Consider the following 22118-nt stretch of genomic DNA (forward strand, 5'->3'; position numbering starts at 1 on the left):
TGTTCCCCCGTTCGGGTCAGGCGAGCCGGTTGGCGGCGCTGCGCCTGCTGATGACGACGTTGATCAGGACGGCCCCGACGATGATGAGGCCGCGCACCACGTCCTGGAAGAACGAGTTGACCCCGAGCAGGACCAGGCCGTTGGCGATGACGGTGATGAAGACGACGCCCAGGAAGGTGCCGCCGAGCGAGCCGCGCCCGCCGGCCAGCGCGGTGCCGCCGATGACGACGGCCGCGATGACGTCGAACTCCAGGCCGGCGGCGGCGCCGCCGTTGCCCGAGCCCAGGCGGGCCGCCAGCAGCACGCCGGTGATCGCCGCGAGCAGGCCGGTGGTGGCGAACAGCAGGACGCGCACCCGGGTGACGTTGAGCCCGGCCAGCTGCGCGGCGGCCGCGTTGCCGCCGATGGCGTAGACCGACCGCCCGTAGGCGGTGTACCTGGCGACGTAGGCGAAGACGCCGAACAGGACCAGCATGACCAGCGCGGCGGTGGGGATGCCCAGCACGGACCCGCCGAGCACGTCGAGCAGGGCGCTCTCGGGCAGCGGGACGGGCAGCGCGTCGGTCATGTACAGGGCCAGGCCGCCCAGGACGCTCCACAGCCCCAGCGTGGTGATGAAGGACGGCACGTTGAACCGGGCTCTGAGCCACCCGGCCAGGGCGCCCCACAGCAGGCCCATGGCCAGGGTGACCAGGATGGCGCCGACCACGCCCAGGTTCCACTCGGTGGCGCCCGTGGCGACGATGACCGACGCGAAGGCGACGGCCGGGCCGATGCTGATGTCGATCTCCCCGGCGATGATCACCAGGGTGACGCCCCAGGCTGCGATGCCGATGGTGGCGGCGTTGCGCAGCAGGCCGAGCTGGTTGTCCAGGCTCAGGAACCCGGAGGCGGTGAGCCCCAGGACGATGTACAGGAGCGCGATGGCGGCCAGGAGGCCGATCTCGTTGAGGCGGTGGCCGTGGCGGCCGATGAAGTCGCCGCGGGCGGGGACCGCCGCGCCGGTGACCTTGGTGGTGGTGGTCATTGCTACCTCGCCGTTCACGCCGCCATCGCGGCGGCCATGATGTTGTCCAGGGTGATGTCGTCGCCGGTGAACTCGCCGTGCAGGCGCCCCGCGCGCAGGGCCAGCACGCGGTCGCACACCAGCGGCAGCTCCTCCAGCTCGCTGGAGACGAACAGGACGGCCGCGCCCTGCCCGGCCAGCTCGCGGACGATGCCGTAGATCTGCGCCTTGGCCTCCACGTCGACGCCGCGGGTGGGCTCGTCCAGCAGCAGGATGCGGCTTCCGGCGTGCAGCCACCGGCCGATGACGGCCTTCTGCTGGTTGCCGCCGCTGAGGTTGACGATCGGGGTGTCGGGGCCGGAGGCCTTGATCGACAGCCGGTCGATGAGGTCGCGGCCCAGGGAGGAGACCCGCGAGGGCAGCACGGTCCCGGCCCGGGAGGCGCCGCCGAACCAGGTCATGACCATGTTCTCGGAGACGCCCAGCAGGGGGACCACGCCCTCGCCCTTGCGGTCCTCGGGGGTGATGCCCACGCCCAGGCGCCGCATGGCCCGCGGGGTGGGGCGCGCCACCGGGGTCCCGTCCACCTCCACGGTGCCGCCGCAGGGCGCGAACCCGGCCAGGGCGCGCAGCAGCTCGGTGCGCCCGGAGCCCATGAGGCCGCCCAGGCCCAGGACCTCGCCCGGGTACAGGTCGAAGGAGACCCCCTCGACCTTGGGCGGCACCGACAGGTCGCGGACCGACAGCAGCGGGGTGCCCCCGGCGTGGGCGCGGCGCCGCGGCGGGGCCTGCTCCTGCCCGGCGTCCCCGCCCAGCATGAGGGAGACGATGCGCGCGGTGGTGGCCCCCCTGACGGGCACGGTCTCCACCACGGCGCCGTCGCGCATGACGGTGACGGTGTCGGCGACCCGGCGGATCTCGTCCAGCCGGTGGCTGACGTAGACGACGCCCACCCCGCGCGAGGCGACGCGCGTGACGGCCTCCAGCACGGTCTCGGCCTCGGCCGCGGCCAGGGCGCTGGTGGGCTCGTCCAGGATGAGCAGCCGGGGCCGGGCGCGGAAGGCGCGGGCGATCTCCACCAGCTGCTGCTGGGCCAGGGGCAGCTCCCCGACGCGGGTCTGGGGGGAGATGTCCACGCCGAGTTCGGCGAAGACCTCCTCGGCGCCCGCGCGCATGGCGGCGTAGTCGATGCGCCCGCGCCCGCCGGGCCAGGAGCCGAGGTAGAGGTTCTCCGCGGCCGACAGCTCCGGGACCAGGCTCAGCTCCTGGTAGACGGTGCCCACGCCGAGTTCGGCGGCCCGGCGGATGCCGCCGCCGGCCAGCGGGGTGCCGCCGATCTCGATGTCGCCGGCGTCGGGCGCCTCCACGCCGGACAGCAGCCGGATGAGGGTGGACTTGCCGGCGCCGTTGCGCCCGAGCAGGGCGCGGACCTCGCCGGAGCGGATCTCGAAGTCGGCGCCGTCCAGGGCGGTGACGCCGGGGTAGCTCTTGGTGGCTCCGCGGACGCGGGCCACGACCTCGGTGTCGGGCGCCGCCGCCGGGGCGGTGGTGTCGCTCATGGGTGCTCCACGGGTGGGACGGGACGGACGGGTGGACGGGGGCCGCCGGTCACGGGATGCCGTCCGGGTGGGCCTGGAGCCACTCCCGGCCGTCCTCGGGGGTGGTGTAGAGGTCGATGGGCGCCGGGGTGATGAACTCCTCGGGCGCCTGGCCCGCGATGATGCGCTGGACGGTCTCGCCCGCCAGCAGCCCGACCGCGGTGCCGGAGATGTCGACGTTGGCCTTGAGGATGCGGTGGTCGGCCAGCGCGCGGGCGGCGTCGGTGGACATGTCGCTGCCGAAGACCACGACCTCCCCGGCCAGGCCGCGGTTGGTGACCGCGCGGACCGCGCCCATGGTGGCGCCGCCCGCCTCGCCGTAGAAGGCGTCCAGGTCGGGGTGGGCGGTGAGCAGGCGCTCGCCCACGTCGACGGCCTCGTCGATGGTGGCGCCCTCCTGGTTGGCGACGATCTCGGCCGCGGGCAGGCGGTCGAAGAGCGCCTCCTCGAAGCCCTCGCGGCGCTGCACGCAGACCTCGACGAACTCGCAGTTCAGGACCGCGATGGCGGGGTCGTCCACGCCCTCGGACTCGAAGTGGTCGGCGGCGGCCTCGCCGAGCAGGCGGCCGAACTCGTGGGGGTCGCCCAGGATGTAGGAGGTCACGTACTCCCGGGCGGCCTCGTCCTCGATGCAGGTGTTGTAGCAGACCACCGGCACCCCGCTCTCGTGCGCCAGGCGCACGGCCGGGATGGAGGCGGTCGCCGAGACCGGGGACAGGACCAGGGCGTCGACGTCGGCCGAGGAGGCGATGTCGACGAAGGTGCTCTCCTCGGAGGCGTCGCCGCGGGCGTTGAGCTCCAGCAGCTGGAGTTCGCGGCCGGAGCCGTCGGCGTAGTCCTGCATGCCCTGGCGGACCCCGGCGTAGAAGCCCTGGGCGTCCATGTAGACGACGCCGATGCGTCCGTCCTCGCCGAGCCTGGCGCCGCAGCCGGCGAGCACCAGTGCGCACAGGACGGCGGTGAGGGCGGCGAGCGCCCGGGGTGGTGGCCGTCTGCCCATGGGGGTCCTCCTTGGCGTAGGGCGTACGTGCTCACCTGCGCGAACGCCTTCCTCAACTGCGGACGAGCATGACAGAGTGATCCAGGTAACGTCAAGAATAAATAGTAATTAATTATTTTTTCGCCCTCGGTGGGGGCACACGAACGCCCCGCCCGGGGCGCGGCGGCGCCGGACGGGGCGGGGGAGGCGGGGGGTCAGGCCCCGCGGTTGAGCCACCACACGGCGGCGTTGAGCGCGGTGGCGAAGGCCACCCACGCCCAGTACGGGACCAGCAGCAGCGCGGCGGCCCGGGAGGTGCGGGAGAAGACCGCGACGGTGGCGGTGATCAGTGCCAGCAGCAGCACGATGTCCACCAGGGCGGTGCCGCGCATCCCGGCCGCGAAGAACAGCGGCGTCCACAGGGCGTTGAGCACCAGCTGGCCGGCGAAGAGCGCCAGGGCCGCGCCGCGCAGGCCCCCGCGCCGCCACACCAGCCAGCCCGACACCGCGATGGCGGCGTACAGCACCGTCCACACGGGGCCGAACACCGCGGAGGGCGGGGCCCAGTCGGGCCGGGCCAGGCGCGCGTACTCGCCCGCGGTGTCGGGGCTGGCCGTCACCCCCAGCAGCGCGCTGCCGAAGGCCGCGGCCAGCAGCACCGCCAGTGCCGCGGCCTGTGCCGGGACCGACGGTCCCGTCCTCGTGTCCTGGTGTGCGCTGGCTCCCATGGTCGCCCTCCGTGCTCCGGCGCGTGCCGGTGACGGCGGGTCCCGTCACCGGAAGTCCTAACAGGAAAGTATCTTGGTTTCCGTGATAAATCCACGAGGCGCGGTACGCGCCCCCGCGCAAGGCCCCTACCCCGCCACCGCCACGGGGGTGCGCCGGTGAGCCCCCGGCGCGGGACCGCGCTGCGCCGGGCGCTCCTCGCCTGCGCGCTCGTCCTGGTCTTGGCGGCCGTCGCGGCCGGCGGGTTCGCCGCCTGGGGCCTGAACGCCTACCGGGCCGAGCCCGGCCCGCTGGGCGAGGCCCTCGCCCTGCCCGCGGTCGAGGTGGAGGTCGCCGACGACGCCGTCGTCCTGGCCCCCGCGGGCGGCGGCACCGGCACCGGCGTCGTCTTCTACCCCGGCGCCCGCGTGGAGGCCGAGGCCTACGCCGCCCCCTGGGCGCCGGTCGTCCGCGACACCGGGGTCACCGTGGTCATCCCCCGGATGCCGCTCAACTTCGCGGTCCTGGCCCCCGACCGCGCCGACCGGGCCATCGCCGACCACGGCGGCGGCGTGGACCGCTGGTACCTGGGCGGGCACTCCCTCGGCGGGGCCATGGCCGCCTCCCACGCCGGCGGCGACCCCGACCCCGCACCCGCCGGGCTGATCCTGTGGGGCTCCTACGCCACCGAGGGCGCCGGCCTGGCCGGCCGGGACGACCTGCGCGTGCTGTCGGTCTCCGGCGGCGAGGACGCCCTGTCCGACCCCGCCACGGTCGCCGCCAACCGCGGCCACCTGCCCCCGGACGCCGAGTCGGTGGAGATCGAGGGGATGAACCACGCCCAGTTCGGCGCCTACGGCGAACAGTCCGGCGACGGGACGGCCGACATCGGCGACGCCGAGGCCCGCGCCGCCCTCGCCGCCGCCGTGACCGCGTTCCTGGACGGCTGAACCGGGCCGGATCGGCGCCCGCGCGGCCCGTCCCCTGGACTGCGGCGGCTCCCGCGCTAGCGTGGGCCCCGACGTGCGACAGCGGCAGGGGAAGGAGGGGGCATGGTCTTCCGGTACACGAGTGTGGTGCCCGCACCACGGGACGAGGTGTTCGCCTGGCACGCCAGGCCCGGGGCGTTCGCCCGCCTGGCCCCGCCCTGGCAGCCGGTCCGCCTGGAGGCCGAGGCCGGCTCCCTGCGCGACGGCACGGCGGTGCTCGCCTTCCCCGGCGGGGTGCGCTGGACCGCCGCCCACCTGCCCGAGCGCTACGACCCGCCGCGCCGGTTCGCCGACCGGCTGGTGGGCCGCCCGCTGTCGGCGGTGCTGTCGTGGACGCACGCCCACGACTTCGAGGAGGCCCCGGGCGGCGGCACCCGCGTCGTCGACCGGCTCGCCACCTCCGTCCCCGAGGCCCTGCTGCGGCCCATGTTCGCCTACCGGCACGCCCAGCTCGCCGACGACCTGGCCGCCCTGGAGCGCTCCCGCGCCTGGTCGGAGCGGACCCTGACCGTGGCCGTCACCGGCGCGGGCGGGCTGGTGGGCCGCAACCTGTGCGCGCTGCTCACCACCTCCGGCCACGAGGTGGTCCGGCTGGTGCGGCGCGACCCGGGCGGCCCCGGAGAACGCCGCTGGGACCCCGCCGACCCGGCCCCCGACCTGCTCGACGGGGTCGACGCCGTCGTGCACCTGGCGGGGGAGCCCATCCTGGGCCGGTTCACCCGGGCCCACAAGGACGAGCTGCGCGAGAGCCGGATCGGCCCCACCCGGGCCCTGGCGGAGCTGGCCGCGGCGCGCGCCGCCCACGGCGGCCCCGCCGTGTTCGCCACGGCCTCGGCGATCGGCCTCTACGGGCCCGAGCGCGGGGACGAGGTGCTCACCGAGGACAGCGCCCCGGGCGAGGGCTTCCTCGCCGACCTGGTCGCCGACTGGGAGGCGGCCTGCGCCCCGGCCGCCGCCGCGGGCGTGCGCTGCGTCCAGGTGCGCACCGGCATCGTGCAGACCCCGGCGGGCGGGGTGCTGGGGCTCCAGTACCCGCTGTTCGCCGCGGGGCTGGGCGGGCGCCTGGGCCACGGGGGGCAGTGGCTGTCGTGGATCGGCGCCGACGACCTGTCCGACATCTACCTGCGCGCCCTCCTGGACGGCGACCTGGCCGGCCCGGTCAACGCCGTGGCCCCCTACCCGGTGCGCGGCACCGAGTACGCGCAGGCCCTGGCCCGCACCCTGCGCCGCCCGGCGGCGCTCCCGGTCCCCGGCTGGGCCCCCGCGGCCCTGCTCGGCCGGGAGGGCGCGGACGAGGTCGCGCTGGCCGACCAGCGCGTGGTCCCCGCCCGCCTGCTGGCGGCGGGCCACCGGTTCCGCCACCCCTACCTGGGCGGCGCGCTGGCCCACCTGCTCGGCCGCCCCGCCGCGGACTCAGACCCGGCCTGAGGCCAGCGCCCCCTCCGTCCCGGCCAGGCCGATCTCGACCCCGTCGATCCGGTCCAGCGGCAGCGCCGTGGAGGCCCCCAGGCCGGAGGGGGCCCCGGACTCGCTCCACGACCACGTCGCCGCGGTCGAGCGGGCGCCCTCGTCGTCCACCAGGACCAGGGTGTACACGATGTCCTCGTCGCCGCCGCTCGCCGGGTAGTCGCAGGTCCAGTCGAACCGGGTCCCCCAGGCCGTGGGGGTGACCGTCACCGACGCCCACAGCTCGACCTCGCCCACCGGGCTCAGCTCCACGGTCTGCGGGACCTGCGGGTCCGGCGCCTGCGCGACCGGGGCGGCGGGGGCGGCCGTGCCGCGCCCGGCCGCCCAGCCGCCGGCGCCGGCCGCCAGCACCGCGCAGGCGGCGACCGCCGCCAGCAGCGCCCGGCCGCGGGCGCGCCGGCGCCGGGCCGCCGCGGCCACCGACGCCAGCGGCACGGCCCCCGGCCCGCTGGCCGCCTCGGCTCCGGCCGCCGCGTCCATGGCCAGGGCCTCCTGCGCGGGCACCGCGCCCAGCAGGCCGGGCATGCCGGCCAGCTCGGCGACGGCCCCCCGGCAGGGGCCGCACACCAGCAGGTGCCGCTCGAACTCGCGGCGCTCGCCCGGCTCCAGGGCGCCCAGGACGTACGCGCCGTCCCAGTCCCGGTACGGATCGGCGCCGCCCTCCGCGGGGGAGGTCATGGTGAGACTCCTTTCTCCTGGAGGGCCAGGCGCATGGCGCGCAGGGCGTAGTGCAGGCGGGACTTGACGGTCCCGGACGGGATGTCCAGCTCGGCGGCCAGCTCCTGTGCCGAGCGGCCGCGGTAGTAGGCGCCCACGACCACGGCGCGGTGCTCCGCGGACAGCGAGGACAGGGCGTCGGCCACCAGCCACGCGTCCAGCACCGCCTGGCTGCGGTCGGCCTGCGGGTGCTCGGGCGGCCGGTCGGTGGGCAGCTCCCGGGAGCGCCGGGCGCTGCGCATCTCGTCCACGACCAGGTTGCGCGCCACCGTGTACAGCCAGGCGCGCACCGCGTCCTCCTCCCGCGCCATCACCTCGGGCCGCCGCCAGGCGCGCAGCAGCGTCTCCTGCACCACGTCCTGGGTGAGCGGGCCGTCGCCGGTCAGCCGCAGGACGTACCGGTGGAGCCTGCCCGCGTGCGCCGCGTGCAGCGCCGTCAGCAGGTCCTGTGACGGCCCGGCCGTCCCGCCGGGCGGCCGCTCCGTCACGGATTCCGGACGAGGTCGAGCAGGAACTCGACCTCCCCGTCCTCCTCCACGGACACGAAGCCCAGGTCGGGGGCCTGGACGCCGAAGTCGGCGAAGGTGACCGGCACGCTGCCCGCCACCCGCGCGCCGTCGTCGGTCAGGCCGACCTGCGCGTCCAGGGTGACCGGCCGGGTGACCCCGTGGACGGTCAGCTCCCCGGCCAGCTCCACCGACTCGGTGCCGGGCTCCACGGCCACCGGTTCGGTCAGGGTGAACGTGGAGGTGGGGAACTCCGCGGTGTTCAGGGCGGTCTCGCGGAAGTAGTCGTCGCGGGCCCCGTTGTCGGTGGCCACCGTGGTCATGTCCACGGTGATCTCGGCGGCGGTGACCGCCCCGTCCGCCACCGACAGGGTGCCGTCCACGTCGGGGGTGCGGCCGGTGACCGTGACGTCCTCGCCCTGGAGAACCTCGTCCAGCCGGTACCCGGCGTAGGACTCGCCCCGCGCCACCGTCCAGTCGCCCTCGAACTCCGCCGGGTCGGTCGCCCCGCCCACCCCGGGGGAGTCGACCGCGGGCGCCTCCTGGGCGCTGTCCGCGTTCATGTCGGCGTACAGGCCGGGGCCGAACACCAGGGCCGCCCCGCCCAGCACCACGACCGCGGCTCCCGCTCCGACGGCGATCTTCGTTCCGGTACGCATGGTCCCCCTCGGGTCCGTGGATCACCGGCCGTCCGCACCCGGTGCGTCCGGCCCCTCACAGGGGGAAACGGGACAGGGGGCCGGAGGGTTCAACGAAAGAAGGGGTGATCGGCGCCTCACTCGCCCGGCTCCCACCGCAGCAGGTCGCCGGGCTGGCAGTCCAGGGCCGCGCAGAGGGCCTCCAGGGTGGTGAAGCGCACCGCCTTGGCCCGGCCGTTCTTGAGGACGGCGAGGTTGGCGGGGGTGATGCCGACCCGCTCGGCCAGCTCGCCCACGGACATCCTGCGCCGGGCCAGCACCACGTCGATGTCGACGACGATCGCCATCAGACGCCCTCTTCCGGTTCCCTCACACGCACCCCTTCCATCGAACAACGATAGTAATCTATCGAAATTCGATAGAAATCACAAGGAGGTGCGCCGCCGGGGTCAGCCCGCGCCGCCGTCCGCGAGCAGGAGGTCCGCCGCCCGCTCACCGATCATGAACACCGTCCCGGCCGGGTTGGCCGCCGGGGGGAACGGCATCACCGACGCGTCCGCGACCCGCAACCCGGCCACGCCCCGCACCCGCAGCCGCGGGTCCACCACCGCCAGCGCGTCCGTCCCCATCCGGGCCGTCCCCACCTGGTGGTGCCCGGTGTCGGCCGCCGCCCGCACGTACTCCCGCGGGTCCGCGTCCCCGGGGTGCACCTCGGCCGCCACGTGCGCGGCCATCTCCGGGCGGCGCACCAGCTCCCGCAGCATCGCCACCTCCTCCGCCAGCGCCCGCACGTCCCGCGGGTCGGACAGCAGGCCGAGGTCGACCAGCGGCGGGTCCGCCGGATCGGCCGAGCGCAGCCGCACCGTGCCCGTGCTGTACGGGTGCAGCACCACCGCCACCGTCGTGAACCCCGCCTCCGGCAGCCCCTCCCGGAGCGTGGAGTAGACGTAGGGGATGACCATGGTCTGCCGGTCCGGGAGGACCATCCCGTCCCCCGGCCCGTCGTGCAGCAGCTGCGCCTGGACCCCGATGCCCTGCGGCCCGGCGGCCGGCGCGGTCCGCTCCCACACCACCGGCACCACCGCGTGGTCGCGCAGGTTCTCGCCCACCCCCGGCAGGTCCACGGCGGTCGCCAGCCCGTGCCCGCGCAGGTGCGCGGCGGGGCCCACCCCCGACAGGAGCAGGATCTGCGGGGTCCCGAACACGCCGGCGGCCAGCACCACCTCGCGCCCGGCCCGCACCCGCCGGACCTCGCCGTCCCGGCCCCGGTACTCCACCCCCGACGCCCGGCCGTCCTCGATCAGGACCCGGGTGACGCGGGCCTCGGTGACCACGGTGAGCAGCGGCGACCCCAGCACCGGCACCACGTACGCCCGCCAGGCGGTCACCCGGCGCCCGTCCACCATCGTCGCCTGCGTGAAGCCCGCCCCGCGGCCGTCCTCCCCGTCGTTGGGGTCGTCCCGGACCGGGTGCCCCGCGCCCCCGGCCGCCCGCACGAACGCGGCGGCCACGGGGTCGGGGTCGGCGTTGCGCCGCACCGGCAGCGGGCCGTCCGCGCCCCGCCCGGGGCCGGGTCGCGGGCCGAACGCCTCCAGCCGCCGGAAGTACGGCTCCACGTCCGCCCACCCCCAGCCGTCCGCGCCGGCCTGCGCCCAGGCCTCGAAGTCGGCGGCGGCGCCCCGCGCGTACACCATCCCGTTGAGGATGCTCGTGCCGCCCAGCGCCCGCCCCCGCGGCATGTACAGCACCCGGCCGCCGGCGTCCCCCTGGGGCTCGGTGAGCAGGCCCCCGTCCACCTCCGTGCCGAACAGGGCGAACGCGGCGAGCGGGTCCTCGATCTCGGGCCGGGCGTCCGTGGGGCCGGCCTCCAGGACCGTCACCCGGTGGCCCGCGTCGATCAGCCTGCGCACCACGGCGGACCCGCCGGGGCCGGTGCCGACCACGATGTAGTCGGTGCCGCTGCTCTCCTGCTCCATGGCCGCCTTCCCCCGGGTGGTCGGACGCCGCAGAGGACTCGTGCGGCCCACGGAATGTACCCGCTCCCCGGCGCCGGACACCGCCGTGGGGTAACGTGCCGCCATGGTGCCCCCGGAGAACCTCCTCGCCTTCGTCCCCGCCGCCCTCCTGCTCATCCTCGTGCCCGGCCCCAGCGTGCTCTTCGTGGTCGGCCGCTCCCTCTCCCTGGGCCGGCGCGGCGGCCTGCTCAGCGTCCTGGGCAACTCCCTGGGGATCCTCCCCCTCGTCGTCGCGGTCGCCTGCGGGGTGGGCGCGGTCGTGGCCGCCTCCACCGCGGCGTTCACCGTCCTCAAGCTCGCGGGCGCCGCCTACCTGGTGTGGCTCGGCGTCTCGGCGATCCGCCACCGCCACCGCGCCGCCTCCCCGCTGACCGCCGACGCCGCGGCCCCGCCGCTGCGCATCCTGGCCCAGGGCTTCACCGTGGGGGTCACCAACCCCAAGACCCTGGTGTTCTTCGTCGCCGTCCTCCCGCAGTTCGCCGACCCCGCCGCGGGGTCCGTGCCCGCGCAGATCCTCCTGCTCGGCACGGTGTTCACCGCCCTGGGCCTGGCCTGCGACGCCCTGTGGGCGCTCGGCGCGGGCCGGGCCCGCCGGTGGTTCGCCGGCTCCCCGCGCCGCCTGGCCGACCTGTCCGCGGGCGGGGGAGTGGCGATGATCGGGCTGGGCGGCGTGGTGGCCCTCTCCGGCCGCAACCCCTGAGGGCGCGGCCGGGACGGGCGGGGCGCGGTCCGCCCCGCCCGCCCCGGGGGCCGGTCAGCCGAACATGCCGGGCCGGTAGCCGCCCGCGGGCTGGCGGGTGATGACGTTCAGCCGGTTGAAGGCGTTGATGACGGAGATCGCCCCCACCAGCGCCGCCAGCGCGTCCTCGTCGAAGTGCTTCGCCGCCTCGTCCCACACCGCGTCGGGCACGCCCGCCCCGTCCGCGGTGCGGGTGCCGTGCTCGGCCAGGTCCAGCGCGGCCCGCTCGGCGTCGGTGAACACCGTGGCCTCCCGCCAGACGGCGACCAGGTGCAGCCGGGTCGCGGTCTCGCCCGCGCGCTCGGCCTCCTTGGTGTGCATGTCGACGCAGAACCCGCAGCCGTTGATCTGGCTCGCGCGCACCTCCACCAGCTCCCGGACGGTGGGCGACAGGGGGGAGTCCCCGAGGGACCGCCCGGCGGCGATCAGGTGCTTGAGGAATCCGGTGGCGACGGGGTTGGCGAAGGTGTCCAGACGGGCTTCCATGGATGTGCTCCTTTTCGTGGTCCTGTCCTACAGACAGGACAGGGGTGCCATTCGTGACACCCGGCGCCTTCGTGCCGTGCGACCGGGGTTGTCCGCCCGCCTGGAGCGCTCGGCCGTAGCCGGAGGGTGTCGCTGCCACGCCGGGTCGTAGGGGGTGGGGCCGCGGGTGTCTGTCCGGCTCAGCCACGGGGGGTTGTTCACCCGCTTTAACGCCGTGGGGGGTGGAGCGTGCGCTGTCTCTGGGTCCCGGGCACAGTCGGTGAGCATGGATCGACACCCCGGCTCCAGGGGGTTGACGAGGGCGTACTTTCCCTCCGCAGAGCCGTGGGGGTGAGGGCCGCGGGTACCTGCTCGCTGCGCCGCTGGGGGTTGTCCACCCGCTTGGAGCGCTCAGCCGTAGCGGGAGGGTGTCGCTTCCAGGCCAGGTAGCGCGGGGTAGGGCCGCGCGTATCCACTCGGCCCGACCGTAGGGGGTGTCGGGGCGCGCTCCCGCAACCCCCGCCCCAGGGGGTGAGGCGGACTTGGAGGTTTCCAGGAGGGTCACCCGTTGGGAAGGGTGGTCTGTGGTCGCGCCCGACCAGAACCTTTGGTCTCCAAAACGGTCACCGCTTGGAAAGGCACAGACCGGCGGAGCCGGATCCGCCCCCACGATGTGAGGGGCGGCAGACGGCCGGGCGGGTGCGTGGGGTGCACGTGCGGGGTGGTGGGGGTGTGCTGTCCGGGGGCGGGTCCGGGCGAGGCCTGCCCCGCCCGACCATGCGGGAACGGAGGAATGGTCCGACCGGAAGCGCGCGGTTGCTCTCGACCTCGCTTGGAACACCAGCCCCAGACGTAGTAACCCGCACCCAAGCGCCCTCCCGCACCACGACGCACCGAGGTCGCGAGCAAGCAGGCACGCGCCGCCCTCACCCCCGCGCGGCCGGGCGAGCAGGTACCCGCGGCCCTCACCCCCTGCGGCCCGGGTGGGAGCGACACCCTCCCGCTGGGGCTGAGCGCACAGGTCGGGGGAAAAACCACCATGGCGCAGGTCGCGGTCCGCTGACCGGCTGGGGCCGGGCTCCCCGGCCAGGTGAAAAACCACTACGGCACAGGTCCCGGTCCGCCGACCGACTATGGCCGGGCGCCCCGATCGGGCGGAAACCCCTTACGGCCCCGCCCCCGGACGCTCCATCGGGACGGTCCGCCTCATGCTTTTCCGGCCACGACGCCGTACACCAGCAGCAACAGGAACCCGACGCTGGCCAGTACGAGGAGACACCCGCACCCGATCGCCGCCTTCGCGGCGGTCGGGATGCGAAACGAAGGGCGGCCTGGAGGCGGGGGAGGTCCGTAGGGCATGCCCCCAGGGTAGACACCGCGCCCGTCCACCGGCGGGCGCGGGCGGGTCAGAGCCGGGTCTTCAGACCCAGGTCCGGGTCTCGTTCACCGCTTCCTTCTCCCGTAGTGCCCGGCTCAGGTCGATGCCCTCCCGGTTGGCGATCGACGCGAGGTAGATCAGCACGTCGGCCAGTTCCTGGCCGAGATCGCCTACGGTGCTGGTCGGGTCGAGGCCGAGTGAGGCGCGCTCGCGCACGGCCTTGCACACCTCGCCGGTCTCCTCCGCCAGCTTCAGCGCCTGCTCGACCAACGTGCAGTCGGAGAAGCCGCGCTCCACCTCCATCTCCGCCACGTAGGCCTGGATCCGATCCAGGGTGAGCGGGCGGTCGGGCAGCGGTTCCATTCGGGACCCTTCTCGGTCGGGGGCACGGACGCTACCAGCGGGGACGAGGGGAGCGGTGGGGGATCGGGCCTCCCGCAGCCGAGGTGTGACCCGACCCGGGTCACACTTCGCGAACCTCTTGAGCCCGCGATGCACCTCGTGCCACAGTTACCCGAGGCTTGGGCCCGCCATTCACCGCCTCTATATAAAGCGGAGATAACGGCTTACGTTTTCCCTGGTCGCGAACTGTGAGCCCCGCGCACGCGGGGATGGACCGAGGAACAGCAGCAGGATGCCGTCAATGGCCAGGTGAGCCCCGCGCACGCGGGGATGGACCGCCCGCCTGAAAACCGCCGAGGCCCGCGCCCACGTGAGCCCCGCGCACGCGGGGATGGACCGACCTCCGGGCGGCGCAGGACATCGCCGCGGCGTGAGCCCCGCGCACGCGGGGATGACTCGAAGCCACGATGTTCACCGCGGTAAACGCGGTGAACACCATGTGCGGAAACCGCGCACGTTCAGCAACCGTGTGTGCCACTCTCGTACCTGCCAGGCCTGCGGTGGAACGGGAAAGGTACAGAAGTGACGGACCTCGACCGGATGCACGCCGAACTCGCCCGGCGTCTCGACACCACCGACGCGATCCGGGCCGCGTTCGCCGACCATCCCCGGCACCGCTTCATCCCCGACCTCGTGTGGCCCGATATCCAGGGCCTGCCGCTCATCCGCTCCGCGGCCCCCGCCCGCTGGGCGTCCTACATCTACGGGGACGACGCGGTGGTCACCCAGGCCAACGACGGGCGCGGCGGACCGGTCAACGAGCCCTCCTCGTCCTCCTCTGCCCCCCAGCTGATGGCCGACATGATCGCCGCGGCCCGGGTCGGACCGGGAACGCGCGTGCTGGAGATCGGCACGGGCACCGGGTGGAACGCGGCGATCCTCTCCTCCCTGGCCGGTCCCACCGGCGCGGTGACCTCGCTGGAGATCGACCCCGGTATCGCCGAGCACGCGCGCACCCGGTTGAAGGACACTCCGGTGGAACTCGTGCACGGCACCGTGCCGCCCGAGGGGTCCGCCTTCGACGCGGCCATCGCCACCTGCGCCGCGAGCCGCATCCCCCGGGAGTGGATCGAGCGGGTGGAGCCGGAGGGGCGGATCGTGCTGCCGTGGGGCCCCTATCCCGGGTCGCACTCCACCCCGGTGGTGGCGCTGAGCCGAGTGGGTGCCGAGAAGGTCACCGGTCGGTTCGTGTGCGAGGCGTACTTCATGCGCGACCGCACCCAACGGGTTCCCAAGGGGGAGTTCCCGGGGATGGGTCGAGACGCGGAATCGACCCGCGTCGTTCCGTTCACCCCCGCCGACCTGATCGAGGACGACCGGCTCACCCGGGTGATGCTCATGCTCCCCGGGGTGCGCATCGGCGTCGGGATGCGCCCCTTCAGCGGAGATCTCGGGTTCATCGTGCACATGGGCGCACCGGACGCCTCGTGGGCCTACCTGTGGCCCGACGGCTCGGTCCACCAGGGCGGGGCCACGCCTCTGGCGGACCTGCTGCGCCGGGCCCACGACCTGCTGGCGGACCACGGGTGGCCGCCGCTGCGGGACTTCTCCCTCCAAGCCGGTGTCGCCGACGCGACCTACCGGGTGAGCACGGGGTTCGGCGCCTGGGAACACCGCGTGTAGCGGCTCCCGCGCGGGCCCTGCCGCCCACCGCCGCACTCACTCACTCACCCACTCACCTCAACAGCGACAACCGCTTCGTGAACCTGGTGACGACGTTGCGCGGCCCCAGCAGCGCCACGCGCACGTGGGCGATCTCCTCGGTCGGCGTCCGGGCCAGGGCCGCCTCGTACTCCTCCTCATAGGTCCTGGACATGCGGGCGACCTCGTTGAAGCCCACCACGACCACGTCCGGCCGGTCCGCCGCCCGCCGGGGACACGCCGCCGGTGCCTGGTCCCACCGGGGCTGACGCCTGGCACCCGCCCCGCTGCGTCCCGCCGTTCACGCCCCAGGTTCCCCAGCACCTCGTGGACCCGCTCCAGGGCCGGACCGTCCGAGGGAAGCGGGCGGCACACCGCCCCCGGGTGCGTCCCCTCCAGCAGAAGAGCGATTTCGCGATGCGCTCCCCTCTGCCGAGAACCCGCGGAGTGGCCGTGCTTTCCACCGCCCCGTGGCCGGATTCGGCAACAAGACCGGCTCCTGGGACCGCAGCGCTACGGTTCCGCTATGAACCCCGGCCCCCCTCCCTCCGGCCTTCCGTCGCCCTCGACCGCAGGTGTGCCGACACTGCGTGGGCGTGTCGGGAAACTGCGGTCCCTGATCCGGGCACAACCAGTCCGGAGCGCTGTCGTACTGGGGGCCCTGCTCCTGATCGCGGTGGCCGGTGCGCCGCTTGCGGCCCTGGTCTGGGAGCTGTTCTGGTCGCTGCCCCATGCCGGGCGCGTCGCGCTGTGCGGGATCGGTGTTGTCGCGCTCGCGGTGGCCACCGCTCACCGAGCGGATCTCCCGTGGCACCGTTGGCGCCGCCGAGCCGCTCAGGCCCGTCTGGGGTCGTTGATCGCGATCGCCTGGGTGGTGGTGATCGCGCTGGTGGTGGTTTTGGTCGTCGGCGCATGGTGGGTCATGGGCGCCCCCGCCCTCGACTTCCCCGATACCGTTCCGCCGCGGGCCTTGGACGCGCTCGCCACCCGCGCCTTCGCGATCGTGGCCGGCCTCGGTGCGGCCGCTCTGCTGGTGATCCACTACCGGCGCCAGCGCACCACTGAGGCCGACGCCGAACGGGCCGAACGGGCTGCCGAGCGCGAAATCGCCAAGTTGTTCACCGACAGCTTCGACAGTGCCAGCGACAAGCTCGGCAATGAGCACGCCGCCGTGCGCCTGGCGGGGATCCACGCCTTGGCCCGACTGGCCGACGAGGCTCCCGAGGGCCGGGAGGACCTGGTGCAGATGGTCATCGACGTGCTGTGCGCCTATCTGCGCATGCCCTACACCCCTTCCTCCGCCCCGCTGCCCGCGGACGCCACCGACAAGCAGGCCATCGGACACCACGAGCGCGGACTGGAGTTCGCCTCCTTGCGTGAGGTGCGCCATACCATCATCCGCATCATCGGGAACCACCTGCGTGAACCCACCCGCTGGCGGAGTAAAGACTACGACTTCACCGGCACGGTCTTCGACGGCGGCAATCTCACCGGCGCGGTGTTCTCCGGAGGTGAGGTGATCTTCCGCGGTGCCAGGTTCACCCGGGGGGAGGTGTCCTTTCGCGGGGCCGTGTTCTGCGGAGGAGAGGTCGACTTCGCCGAGACGGAGTTCTCCGGTGGGGAGGTGACGTTCCGAGAAGCGGAGTTCTCCGGTGGGGAGGTGGCCTTCTCGCGGGCCGTGTTCTCCGGCGGGCGGACGGACTTCCGCTGGGCCAGGTTCTCCGACGGCACGGCGGGTTTCGCCCGGGCTGTGTTCTCCGGTGGGGAGGTGACGTTCCGAGAAGCGGAGTTCTCCGGTGGGGAGGTGGCTTTCTCGCGGGCCGTGTTCTCCGGTGGGGCGGTGGATTTCGGGGAAGCGGAGTTCTCCGGTGGGGAGGTGACGTTCCGCAGAGCCGAGTTCTCCGGTGGGACGGCGAACTTCCGCGAGGCCGTGTTCTCCGGTGGGGCGGTGGATTTCGGGGAAGCGGAGTTCTCCGGTGGGGAGGTGACGTTCCGCAGAGCCGAGTTCTCCAGCGGAGAGGTGGGCTTCCGCTGGGCCAGGTTCATCGGTGGGGAGGCGAATTTCCGTGGGGCCAGGTTCCCCGGAGGGGACATGACCTTCGCCGGCGCTGTGTTCTCCGGGGGGACGGTGAATTTCCGCTGGGCCAGGTTCACCGGGGGCACGATGACCTTTGCCAGGGCCAGGTTCCCCGGGGGGACGGTGAATTTCCGTGAGGCCGAGTTCTCCAGCGGGCGGGCGGACTTCGCCGAGGCCGTGTTCACCGGGGGCACGATGACCTTCCGCAGGGCCAGGTTCGCCGGCAGGGAGATGACCTTTCGCGGGGCCAGGTTCTCCGGTGGGGAGGTGGACTTCCGCGGGGCCGTGTTCTCCGGCGGGGAGTTGGACTTCGGCGATGCCTCGGGGACCTGCCCCGTCAGCCTTTTGGAATCGATCGGACACGGAGAACCTGAGGTGGTGACGCTGCCCGGGCCGTGGCGGTCGATCACCGGCGGGGCTGACTGAGAAGACGGCCCGGGTGCGGCATCCGATTCGGTCGGCCGTCGAAGAGGATTTCTTGCACGCCGTACGTGACACCTGAAGTCCCGTGGATCCGGCACAGGTCAGAAGGAGATCGATCACTTGACCGCCGCCCCGGCGCACGTTACCGCCGGGGCCCTGAACCGTTCGTGGCTCCGGGCCCCGGAACGGGAGCATCGCCTCCGGTGCCCCGGCCGCCCCCGCGTACTGTCCGGTCCGATGCTCCGCTGAGCGGTTCGGGACCTGGGTCACCGGCCGCGGCGTTGTTCCGCGCGGGTCGGCCCGGTGCGTCCATGATGGGGGTGTTCGGTCGGCGGCCCGCACGAGGGGACGGCGCGGCCGGTCGGACCCGCACCACCTCAGGTCGGGTGCGCGCGTCGGGGCCCCGCGCCGGGGAAGGTGCGGGGCCCCGATCCGTGTGCGCTCCCGGCGCCGCCGTGGACGGTGCACGGCGCCCCCTTGGCGCGGCCTGCCCGGGTTGGGGACCTTGGTCCCTTGAGTCCTCAAGTCCCGGACGTGACGGCGGAACCGGGTCACGATGTGTGCACGGCCCGTACCCGCCGCTCTGTCGCTGCGGCGGGGGGCCGTGCGGGCGTCGCCGCGCTCCCACTCCCCTGGTCGCGGTGGCCCCTGTGAGGACGCGGGGTCTCGATTCTCCCCTCCCCTGCGGCACCGCGTCCGTGCACGGGCCCGTGCCCCGGCCCACCCGCCCACCTCCCCGGGCAGGGTGACACGCCGGCGCACGGGCCCTCGCCCGTCGCCCCCGCGCGGCCGGAGCATCCGCCTCCCGGGCGGGCCGGAGCCCACGGGGGAGCCGCCGGGCGCACCGTTCCGGCGGCGGTCCGGACCTCGCGGGCCGCCGTCCCCTCGGGGGTCATCGGATGACGCGGGCGATCCCGTCGGCCAGGTCCTGCAACGCGCGCACCTCGTCCAGGTCGGGGTCCAGCGCGGCCGACACCGCCACCGACCGGTGCAGTCCCTCGGCGATCTCCACCAGGACCCGCCGGGAGGGCAGCCTGTTCCGCGCCACGGCGCTGCGGTGCGCGGGGGTGTCCCAGTCGGAGCGGGCCAGGGCCGCCAGCTTCAGGGCGGCGGCGGTTGTGCGCTCCACCAGGCTCTCCACCAGGCTCTCCACTTCCCCGTGCGGGTCGGCGCCGGCCTGCCCGGAGGGGCCGGCGCCGCCGCGCCGCTCGTTCTCGAACGCGCGCGCCAGGTCCCGGGTCAGTACGTACAGCAGGTCGATCCCGCGCTCGCCCTCCCAGGTCAGGGGCAGGGTCGGGTCGGCGTGCGCCGCCCTGGAAGCCTTCTCCAGGGCCCGGCGTGCGGGTGCGGTCCGCTCGCCCGGCGGGCAGGTCTGCCGGGCCCGGCGCAGCCGGTTCAGGCAGCGCAGCGCCGCGGGGTGGTCGGCCAGGCCGGGCCGGAGGCGGCCGGGGCCGGTCATTTCGGGCCCCCTTCCGTTCCGTGGGCCGCGGCGGCGGTGCGGGCCGGCGGGACGGGCAGGCGGCGCAGTCCGGCGGCCAGCAGCCGCAGGCGTCCGCTGGCGGGCGCGGGGCCGGTCGGCAGGCCGCGGAGGCGGATGTCCTGGCCCGCGTTCGGCTCGGGCGCGGCTCCGGCGGTGCCCCGGGGCGGCGGGGGCGGGGTCGTTTCGGTGGTCGGGGCGGGCATGCGGGTGGTCCTCCTGTTTCACTGTCGGTTCTGCGGCGGGCTCCGCCCCTCCCAGTGGAGCGGGGCCCTCAGGGGGTGAACGGCCGTGGCCCCGGCCTATGACGCGAGTTCTCGCGGAGGAATTCGGTGGTGCCCCGCGGGCGCTCCGTGCGGACCCGGCCCGGTGCGTGTCGTGCCCGGTCGTGGCCGGTGCAGAACCCGTGCGCGAACGCGCGCCCGACCCGCCCGCCCGGGGCGTTCGCCCTCCTGACACGGGCGGCTCCGGCAGACCTTCCATGACGAGGAGCGGAAAACTGCATTCGCCGCTGTAGACATCGGGATTCCTCCCTGCTACATTTCCTGTCGTAGCCACCGAGGTATTCGGCCGAACCGCCGGATACGCCGGTGGAGGTAGGAAGGCTCGACCGGCGCGCAGGGCAGTACGGCGCCGGGAGCCGGTAGGGCCGGTGTCCCGCCTGTTCGGGGGAGACCGGTGTGGGACGGCCCGAACGGTGCGCAGGTGCTCCACGGCACCGCCGGGCCGGTAGGACGGCAGTACAGAGACACGGAAGTGAAAGCGGTAACCGCAGGATCGGCCTCCCGCTCCCACCGGGGAGGCCGCAGCAGGGAGAAGGACGCGGTAGGGCTCGACCGGTGCACGGTTGTACGCGCCGGGGGCCGGTGGTACCGCAGTTGTCGGTAGTGCACGAAGTGAGAAACGAGAGGAGTAGGTGCCATCGGGATCGCCCGGGCGAGGGGAAGTTCCGCTCGGGTACCGCAGGGCCTGTCTGGAAGAAGGTGGTCCACGGTCACACAACCGCGATCCCCGCGTTCCCGTGACGTTTCGACCTCGGGAAGCGGAAGACCGGCCTCGGCCGGTGGGTGGTATTGAACTCTCGGGCCCCGGCGCCGTATGGCGCTGGGGCCCTCGACGTGCGTTGAGAAGAAGGAAGACACGCACTTGCCCCGTCCCGAAACCGGTGACCGGTTCGACGATGACGACTACCCCGCTTACACCGTGGGCGCCGCGGCGGACATGATCGGCGCCACGCCGGCCTTCCTGCGCGCTCTGGGTGAGGCCAGGCTGATCGAGCCCCTGCGGTCGGAGGGCGGCCATCGCCGCTACTCCCGCTACCAGCTCCGGATCGCCGCCCGCGCCCGTGAACTCGTGGACCAGGGAACGCCGATCGAGTCCGCGTGCCGGATCATCATCCTGGAGGACCAGCTGGAGGAGGCGCTGCGCATCAACGAGGAGCTGCGCGGTTCGAAGCCGTCCGGCTGAGCGCGACGCCCGGTCGCGAAAAGCCCCGCCCGAACTCGGGCGGGGCTTTTCTGTTCCCGTGGTAACGGAGGGCCGCAGGCTTCCACGGGTTCGGGGTCAGCGTCGCGGGCGGCGCCGTCCGCGCGGGGCCTGGTCGCGGCGCCGCTCCTGGGGGGCGGCGGAGCGCACCGTGACCGGCACGCCCGAGGGCTCGCGGGCCCCGGTCACCTCGGCCAGCTCCGCGGCACCGATGTTCCCGCCCTGGGTGCTCAGTCCGATCCGGGCGCGGCTCATGAGCCGGGTCATCTCGCGGCGCTGGGCAGGCATGACGAGGGTGACGACGTTGCCGGACTCGCCGGCGCGGGCGGTGCGCCCGCCCCGGTGCAGGTAGTCCTTGTGGTCGGTGGGCGGGTCGATGTTGACCACCAGGTCCAGCCCGTCGACGTGGATGCCGCGGGCGGCCACGTTGGTCGCGATCAGCGCGGTGACGTCGCCGCGCTTGAACTGGTCCAGGGTGCGGGTGCGCTGGGGCTGGCTGCGCCCGCCGTGCAGGGGCGCGGCCAGCACCCCGCTGGCCAGCAGGTGCTCGGCCATGCGGTCCACGGCGCGCTTGGTGTCCAGGAACATGATCACCCGGCCCTCGCGGGCGGCGATCCTGGTCGCGACGGCCTTCTTCTCCGCGGGGGAGACGTGCACGACGTGGTGCTCCATGGTGGAGACGGCGCCCTCGGACAGGTCGACCGAGTGCACGACCGGGTCGTTGAGGAAGCGGCGCACCAGGGTGTCGACGTTGCGGTCCAGGGTGGCGGAGAACAGCATGCGCCGCCCGCCCGCGGGGACCTCTTGGAGGATGGCGGTGACCTGCGGCATGAAGCCCATGTCGGTCATCTGGTCGGCCTCGTCCAGGACGGCGGACTCCACCCGGTCCAGGACGCAGTCGCCGCGTTCCATCAGGTCGCGCAGGCGTCCGGGGGTGGCCACGACCAGGTGGACGCCCTGGCGCAGGGAGCGGGCCTGGCGGTGGATGGGCATGCCGCCCACGACGGTGGCGGTGCGCACCCCCACCGAGCGGGCGTAGGGCTCCAGGGAGTCGGCGACCTGCTGGGCCAGTTCCCGGGTGGGGGCCAGGACCACGGCCAGGGGGCGGCGGGGTTCGGCGGTGCGTCCGTCCATGCCGGCGAGCAGGGCCAGGCCGAAGGCGAGGGTCTTGCCGGAGCCGGTGCGGCTGCGGCCCAGGACGTCGCGTCCGGCCAGGGAGTTGGGCAGGGTGGCCGCCTGGATCTCGGACGGCGTGGTCAGGCCCTGGCGGGCCAGGGTCCGCTTGAGCGCCTCGGGCATGTCCAGCGCGGCGAAGGACTCCGCGGCGGGCAGGGCCGGGGTGACGGTGACGGGGAGCGCGAACTCGCCGGAGGGGCCGCCGCTGCGCGGACGCGAGGGCGTGCGGGGACGC

20 protein-coding genes and 1 pseudogene are annotated in these 22118 nt (G+C 74.4%); 6 read left to right on the plus strand and 15 right to left on the minus strand.

The window, feature by feature from the left end; genetic code table 11:
- Positions 1-16: 16 nt before the first annotated feature.
- The 4 genes from BUE45_RS27385 to BUE45_RS27400 all read right to left on the minus strand — a co-directional run bounded on the left by BUE45_RS27385 (position 17) and on the right by BUE45_RS27400 (position 4311).
- Positions 17-1027 carry an ABC transporter permease gene (locus BUE45_RS27385; protein ID WP_073383668.1) on the minus strand — a complete coding sequence of 337 codons (1011 nt, stop codon included), beginning with the start codon at positions 1025-1027 and terminating at the stop codon, positions 17-19.
- Positions 1028-1041: 14 nt separating this feature from the next.
- The gene (locus BUE45_RS27390) at positions 1042-2565 is read right to left on the minus strand and encodes a sugar ABC transporter ATP-binding protein (protein WP_073383670.1); all 1524 of its coding nucleotides are present in this window, start codon (positions 2563-2565) and stop codon (positions 1042-1044) included.
- Positions 2566-2614: 49 nt separating this feature from the next.
- Positions 2615-3604 (minus strand): substrate-binding domain-containing protein, encoded by a 990-nt coding sequence (locus tag BUE45_RS27395; RefSeq protein ID WP_073383673.1) that lies wholly within the window; start codon positions 3602-3604, stop codon positions 2615-2617.
- A 194-nt stretch (positions 3605-3798) separates the two neighbouring features.
- A complete protein-coding gene (locus BUE45_RS27400) occupies positions 3799-4311 on the minus strand; it encodes a TspO/MBR family protein (protein ID WP_084737953.1) in 513 nt (170 codons plus the stop codon).
- Positions 4312-4467: 156 nt separating this feature from the next.
- Between BUE45_RS27400 and BUE45_RS27405 the strand changes: the two genes are divergently transcribed.
- Together BUE45_RS27405 and BUE45_RS27410 are read left to right on the plus strand one after the other, a co-directional pair.
- A complete protein-coding gene (locus BUE45_RS27405; protein ID WP_073383676.1) occupies positions 4468-5238 on the plus strand; it encodes an alpha/beta hydrolase in 771 nt (256 codons plus the stop codon).
- Between the two features lie 102 nt (positions 5239-5340).
- The gene (locus BUE45_RS27410) at positions 5341-6705 is read left to right on the plus strand and encodes a TIGR01777 family oxidoreductase (RefSeq protein WP_073383678.1); all 1365 of its coding nucleotides are present in this window, start codon (positions 5341-5343) and stop codon (positions 6703-6705) included.
- Here the strand turns inward: BUE45_RS27410 and BUE45_RS27415 are convergent.
- The 5 genes from BUE45_RS27415 to BUE45_RS27435 all read right to left on the minus strand — a co-directional run bounded on the left by BUE45_RS27415 (position 6691) and on the right by BUE45_RS27435 (position 10581).
- Positions 6691-7422, minus strand: coding sequence for an anti-sigma factor family protein (locus BUE45_RS27415; protein ID WP_073383681.1), 732 nt, complete (start codon positions 7420-7422; stop codon positions 6691-6693). The genes BUE45_RS27410 and BUE45_RS27415 overlap by 15 nt on opposite strands.
- Positions 7419-7949, minus strand: a complete 531-nt coding sequence (locus BUE45_RS27420; protein ID WP_073383683.1) for a sigma-70 family RNA polymerase sigma factor — start codon at positions 7947-7949, stop codon at positions 7419-7421. Before BUE45_RS27420 ends, BUE45_RS27415 begins: the two co-directional genes overlap by 4 nt.
- Complete coding sequence (locus BUE45_RS27425) at positions 7946-8626, minus strand: YceI family protein (protein WP_073383686.1); 681 nt, start codon at positions 8624-8626, stop codon at positions 7946-7948. The genes BUE45_RS27420 and BUE45_RS27425 overlap by 4 nt, the downstream gene beginning before the upstream one ends.
- A 116-nt stretch (positions 8627-8742) precedes the next feature.
- The gene (locus BUE45_RS27430) at positions 8743-8952 is read right to left on the minus strand and encodes a helix-turn-helix domain-containing protein (protein WP_073383689.1); all 210 of its coding nucleotides are present in this window, start codon (positions 8950-8952) and stop codon (positions 8743-8745) included.
- Between the two features lie 102 nt (positions 8953-9054).
- Positions 9055-10581 carry a GMC family oxidoreductase gene (locus BUE45_RS27435; RefSeq protein WP_073383691.1) on the minus strand — a complete coding sequence of 509 codons (1527 nt, stop codon included), beginning with the start codon at positions 10579-10581 and terminating at the stop codon, positions 9055-9057.
- 103 nt (positions 10582-10684) lie between these two features.
- Between BUE45_RS27435 and BUE45_RS27440 the strand changes: the two genes are divergently transcribed.
- Entirely contained in the window at positions 10685-11320 is a 636-nt protein-coding gene (locus tag BUE45_RS27440; RefSeq protein ID WP_073383694.1) for a LysE family translocator, read from the plus strand.
- 54 nt (positions 11321-11374) lie between these two features.
- On the opposite strand, the gene BUE45_RS27445 is transcribed toward BUE45_RS27440, so the two are convergent.
- Both BUE45_RS27445 and BUE45_RS27450 read right to left on the minus strand, forming a co-directional pair.
- Entirely contained in the window at positions 11375-11845 is a 471-nt protein-coding gene (locus tag BUE45_RS27445) for a carboxymuconolactone decarboxylase family protein (protein WP_073383697.1), read from the minus strand.
- 1399 nt (positions 11846-13244) lie between these two features.
- Positions 13245-13565, minus strand: coding sequence for a MazG nucleotide pyrophosphohydrolase domain-containing protein (locus tag BUE45_RS27450; protein WP_178378672.1), 321 nt, complete (start codon positions 13563-13565; stop codon positions 13245-13247).
- A 561-nt stretch (positions 13566-14126) separates the two neighbouring features.
- On the opposite strand from BUE45_RS27450, the gene BUE45_RS27455 reads away from it, so the two are divergent.
- Positions 14127-15227, plus strand: a complete 1101-nt coding sequence (locus tag BUE45_RS27455) for a methyltransferase domain-containing protein (RefSeq protein WP_073383700.1) — start codon at positions 14127-14129, stop codon at positions 15225-15227.
- A gap of 52 nt (positions 15228-15279) precedes the next feature.
- Here BUE45_RS27455 and BUE45_RS27460 read toward each other — a convergent pair.
- Positions 15280-15465 (minus strand): annotated as a pseudogene (locus BUE45_RS27460) (DUF2000 family protein); the annotation flags it as partial.
- A 456-nt stretch (positions 15466-15921) separates the two neighbouring features.
- Here BUE45_RS27460 and BUE45_RS27465 point away from each other — a divergent pair.
- Positions 15922-17748 carry a pentapeptide repeat-containing protein gene (locus tag BUE45_RS27465; protein WP_073383703.1) on the plus strand — a complete coding sequence of 609 codons (1827 nt, stop codon included), beginning with the start codon at positions 15922-15924 and terminating at the stop codon, positions 17746-17748.
- Positions 17749-18637: 889 nt separating this feature from the next.
- Here the strand turns inward: BUE45_RS27465 and BUE45_RS32100 are convergent.
- Positions 18638-19204, minus strand: a complete 567-nt coding sequence (locus BUE45_RS32100) for a hypothetical protein (RefSeq protein ID WP_073383706.1) — start codon at positions 19202-19204, stop codon at positions 18638-18640.
- Positions 19201-19428, minus strand: coding sequence for a hypothetical protein (locus BUE45_RS32105; RefSeq protein ID WP_073383710.1), 228 nt, complete (start codon positions 19426-19428; stop codon positions 19201-19203). Before BUE45_RS32105 ends, BUE45_RS32100 begins: the two co-directional genes overlap by 4 nt.
- A 940-nt stretch (positions 19429-20368) precedes the next feature.
- Here BUE45_RS32105 and BUE45_RS27480 point away from each other — a divergent pair.
- Positions 20369-20689: a MerR family transcriptional regulator gene (locus BUE45_RS27480; RefSeq protein ID WP_073383713.1), complete on the plus strand. Its 321-nt coding sequence runs from the start codon at positions 20369-20371 to the stop codon at positions 20687-20689.
- Positions 20690-20785: 96 nt separating this feature from the next.
- Here BUE45_RS27480 and BUE45_RS27485 read toward each other — a convergent pair.
- Positions 20786-22118: DEAD/DEAH box helicase (locus BUE45_RS27485; protein ID WP_245833495.1), on the minus strand; the 1333-nt coding region annotated here is incomplete at its 5' end.

It is taken from the genome of Nocardiopsis flavescens, from assembly GCF_900141985.1.
GTDB lineage: Bacteria > Actinomycetota > Actinomycetes > Streptosporangiales > Streptosporangiaceae > Nocardiopsis > Nocardiopsis flavescens.